Source organism: Thiohalocapsa sp. (genome assembly GCF_019695415.1).
GTDB lineage: Bacteria > Pseudomonadota > Gammaproteobacteria > Chromatiales > Chromatiaceae > Thiohalocapsa.
The window spans coordinates 1-4027 of the sequence record NZ_JAIFKJ010000494.1 but is presented as its reverse complement, the minus strand read 5'-3'; the positions used below and the strand labels follow the sequence as shown (position 1 = coordinate 4027).

The window sequence follows — 4027 nt, the reverse complement described above, 5'->3', positions numbered from 1 at the left end:
ACAGGCCCGGCTCCGTCTGATTTTTGGGCAGGATGCCCAATACATCAGCATCTCCTTAACGAGTATAGCCAGTCTCCCCTGCGGCGTATCCGTCTACCGCATAAAGAGAGCCATCACCGCCGCACGACCCCGAGTAGGTTGCGCACCCGCTTCCGCGGCTGCATCTGCACAGGCGCGGCCTGAGGCCCGCGGTCGAAGAAAAAGCCCGTGGAAGACCCGCCATCCAGATTGATGGCGCGGTCCACGCGCCATGGTGTCAGGGCGCCCGGCGAGGTCAGCACCTCGGCCAGCTCAGCCAGTGTGAGCTGGGTGGTGGTGGCGCCCAGCGCCCAGTGGCCGCGCCAGTCCGTGGCAATAAAGGTGCGGCGTCGCGGGTTGGCCCTGGACAGACCGCGCACCGCGCGCCCGTGCTCGACCAAGTAGGGCCCGGTCTGGAGCAGCGCCTTGATGCCGTCATGGTCGCGGAACCGGGAGCGGCGCTCGATGTGCGTTCCCGCAGCGTCACTGTAGAGGACGCCGCTCAGCAGCTTCGAGGTCTCGAGGCGGTTGATACGCCGCCCGCCGGCGATGACCAATCCGAGAGGCCGCCAGTCCGGGTGGAAAAAGCTGCCGTTGACGCCGGCGACACAGCCATTTGCCCGGAATGCAGCCTCCAGGCTGGGATAAGCCGGCTCCGCACCATCGCCGAGGTCGACGACCTCCAGCCGGTATGCCGGCGATGCAAAAAAGACCAGCCGCGCGGTGACCGACCTGCCGTCAGACGGTCGTTCCGCCGTGTGCTCAGCGTGGTAAAGGTCCGCGTCAGAACGGTCCGCAGCGGCTCCCGTGACCGGCCGCCAGTCATCGGCGATGCCCAGTGCCGCCGTCGATAGCAGCGCGCACAACAGCATTCGCGAGAGCATCTGGATCTGCATGCACGATCTCCTGCACAGCCTCTTCGTCCGGCCCGTGTGCCAACCGCGGAGAGGACTATGCTTCTGAGTAAGGGCAGGGTCTATCCGCCGTCGTACCGCAGCGAGCATTCTCTGACGTCGGGGCACACCTGACCAGCCACCCGGCGCTACGGCGTCCTCTCCTGCCGACCAGCGACCGGAGCGAGCCCATGTCCGACCACCCCGACCGCACCGCCGAGCGCGAGCACATGCTCGAGACGATCGGCGCCCTGTTCCGGCTGACGGCCCGGGACACCGGCGTCGGCGCACCGCCGCCGGACGTCATCGAGGCGCTGCGCCGAGTCCCGCGCCACCGCTTCGTGCCCCCCGGCGAACAGAGGCTCGCCTATGCCGACATGCCCCTGCCCATCGGCCAGGGTCAGACCATCTCCCAGCCCTACATGGTCGCGCTGATGACGGCGCTATTGGAGGTGGGCAGCGGCGCCCGGGTGCTGGAGATCGGCACCGGCTGCGGCTACCAGACTGCGGTGCTCGCGGAACTGGTCGCGCAGGTCTACTCGCTGGAGGTGGTGAAGCCGCTGGCCGAGGGGGCGGCGCGGCGCCTTGCCGAGCTGGGCTACGGCAACGTCGAGGTGCGCCATGGCGACGGCTATGCCGGCTGGCCGGAGCAGGCGCCCTTTGACGGCATCATCGTCACCGCCGCTGCGCCGCGGGTACCGATGACACTGGTGCGGCAACTGAAGCCCGGCGCCAATTTGGTGATCCCGGTCACACGCGGTCCCGGCCAAGTGCTGTGCGTGCTGTGCGGCAAGTCCAACGGCGGCGTCAACAGGCGCGACGTGCTGCCGGTGGCCTTCGTGCCAATGGTCCGCGGCCAGACCTGAGATGACGCCCTCGACCTGCCCCGCCCACCGGTGCCGCCTTGCGCCAGCCCGGACGGCGCGATTGGAACCGCGACGTTCGCAAGCTGTCGAGCCGCTTGGCTCGCAGTGCTCTCTTCAGCGGTTGCGGACGAAGTCGTAAATGTTCAGATAGTCCTGTCCGGGCCGATTCCAGGAATAGTCCGCGCGCATAGCGTTTTTCATCAGCTCGCGGAAGTGCTCCGGAAATTGGTGGTAGCAGTCGATGGCGCGGCCGAGGGCAGACTCCAGGCCAGGGCCGTCGTAGTTGTCGAAGCGGTAGCCGTTGCGCTCGTGCAGCGGACGGTCCGAGAAGTCTTTGTCGAACACGGTGTCGGCCAGACCCCCGACGGTACGCACCACCGGTATGGTGCCGTAGCGCAGCGCGATGAGCTGGGTAAGGCCGCAGGGCTCGAACTGGCTCGGTACCAGGATGATGTCGGCGCCGGCATAGATCAGATGCGCGAGGTCTTCGTCGAAGCCGATCTCCAGATGGCAGTCGGGGCTGTCGTTCAGCATGTGCTTCAAGCCCCAGAAGTCGTTGTTGATATTTTGGTAGGGGCTGGAGCCAAGCAGCACGAACTGCGCGCCGCGCTCGAGGGAATAGAAGATCGCATGGCGGACCAGCTCGAGGCCCTTTTGCGGGTCGAGCCGGCCGATGAAGGCAACGATGGGCTTCTCGTTGTCGGCCAACATCAGCCGGTGTCGCAGGGCGCGCTTATTGTCATATTTGGCGTCGATGTTGTCGACGCTATAGCGCACCGGCAGATGGTGGTCGATTTCCGGGTTCCAGACGTCGTAGTCGATGCCGTTGACGACGCCGCCGTATTTCATGTGGTGCGTGTGCAGGGTCGGCTCCAGGCCGAAGCCCTGGCCGCCGTCCTTGGTCTCGAAGGCGTAGCGCGGCGATACGGTGGTGATGAAGTTGGAATAGACGATGCCGCCCTTGAGCAGATTCAGCGCGTCCTTGTGGTGGTTGTCCCCCATGCGCAGCCGGTCGAAGAAGCGCTCCGGCTGATGCAGGCCGGTGGCGCGCAACAGCTCGGCACCGGTGACGCCCTGATGCTTGTAATTGTGGATGGTTAGGCAGACCCGCGGATGGGTCATGCCGAGCTGTTGATAGATCTCGTATAGGAAGACCGGCACCAACGCGGTCTGCCAGTCGTGACAGTGGATGATGTCGGGATGCTTGCCCGCCTTCCACAGGAACTCGATGGCCGCACGCGAGAAGAATGCGTAGCGCAACACGTCGTCGGCGAAGCCGTAGATGCTGTTGCGGTTGAAGAAGTTGTCGTGGGAGTGCGGCTCGATGAAGAAGCACTTGCGCCCATGCACGAAGCCGAAGAACACGGTGCAATGGATGGCGCCCTCGTACCAAGGCACCCACAGGTCGCGGTAGACCTCATGCAGCTCGAAGATATGGTCGTAGCGCAGGGTGTCGTATTTCGGCAGGATGATCTCGACGTGATTGCCGCGAATGGCCAGCTCGCGGCTCAGGCCGAAGACCACGTCGGCAAGCCCGCCGACCTTGGCCACCGGCGCCATCTCCGGCGTCACGTGGACGATGAATAGGCTCGGCCGATGCTCGTGTTGTACAGGTGGCGGGGACGGCTCGTGCTGCGGCTGCGGATGGGGCTCCGGCTCCGGCTCGTAGCCGGAGTCGGGATGCTCTTTGCGCGTGCGCACAGGCTCCGGCCTGCCGACCGGCAGGGCAGCTGGTTGCTCCGGGCGGGTCGCGGGCGCCTTGGCTGCCGGCGAGCGCTCTGGGGTCCGCTTCGGGGTCCGCTTCGGCGCTAGAGTGACGGCGGTCACCGCCCCGGCACGCTCGAATTCGTGGACCCGCGGCATGGGGCGCAACGCGGCGGTCTCCTCGCCGGCCCGAATTCTGTGCGGGAGCGGTTGCCTCGGGGTCTCCGGTGCCTGCGGCTCGGAAGCGGCGGCCGGCTTCGGTGCCGAGGTTGCGATGCCGGGAGTGGTCCCGGTCGCGGTGCGGCCGGCGGCCCTCGCCTTGGGCGGAGCGGTCTTCTTGGTGGTGAGCTTCACTGTTGTCGTGGTCGCCTTAGACGCGCTCTTCTTCCTAGTCGCGGCCTTTTTTGGGGTCGGCTTCTTCGCCATCTTAGCTATCCTGGAGCGTGAATGAATTCGATGTGTTCGCGCCTGCCGCGGGCTCAGGAGACGCCGATTTATTGGGCATCCTGCCCAAAAATCAGACGGAGCCGGGCCTGTCCAGACATT

Annotated in this window: 4 protein-coding genes; 2 read left to right on the top strand and 2 right to left on the bottom strand. The window is 66.0% G+C overall.

The genetic code is table 11. The features are described from left to right. Nucleotides 1-113: 113 nt before the first annotated feature. The gene (locus I6U14_RS13760) at nt 114-914 is read right to left on the bottom strand and encodes a phosphodiester glycosidase family protein (protein WP_296900090.1); all 801 of its coding nucleotides are present in this window, start codon (nt 912-914) and stop codon (nt 114-116) included. 188 nt (nt 915-1102) lie between these two features. Here I6U14_RS13760 and I6U14_RS13755 point away from each other — a divergent pair, with 188 nt between their 5' ends. Next, nucleotides 1103-1777 (top strand): protein-L-isoaspartate(D-aspartate) O-methyltransferase, encoded by a 675-nt coding sequence (locus I6U14_RS13755; RefSeq protein WP_296900089.1) that lies wholly within the window; start codon nt 1103-1105, stop codon nt 1775-1777. A gap of 114 nt (nt 1778-1891) precedes the next feature. Here I6U14_RS13755 and I6U14_RS13750 read toward each other — a convergent pair whose 3' ends face one another. Further along, nucleotides 1892-3478, bottom strand: a complete 1587-nt coding sequence (locus I6U14_RS13750; protein ID WP_296900088.1) for a glycogen synthase — start codon at nt 3476-3478, stop codon at nt 1892-1894. Between the two features lie 160 nt (nt 3479-3638). Here I6U14_RS13750 and I6U14_RS13745 point away from each other — a divergent pair, with 160 nt between their 5' ends. Next, complete coding sequence (locus I6U14_RS13745; protein ID WP_296900087.1) at nt 3639-3932, top strand: hypothetical protein; 294 nt, start codon at nt 3639-3641, stop codon at nt 3930-3932. Nucleotides 3933-4027: the final 95 nt, after the last annotated feature.

Bases quoted from the DNA above. Each gene is read 5' to 3' on its own strand.
- I6U14_RS13760 (WP_296900090.1), bottom strand. From the start codon at position 914: ATGCAGATCCAGATGCTCTCGCGAATGCTGTTGTGCGCGCTGCTATCG.
- I6U14_RS13745 (WP_296900087.1), top strand. From the start codon at position 3,639: ATGGGGCGCAACGCGGCGGTCTCCTCGCCGGCCCGAATTCTGTGCGGG.
- I6U14_RS13755 (WP_296900089.1), top strand. From the start codon at position 1,103: ATGTCCGACCACCCCGACCGCACCGCCGAGCGCGAGCACATGCTCGAG.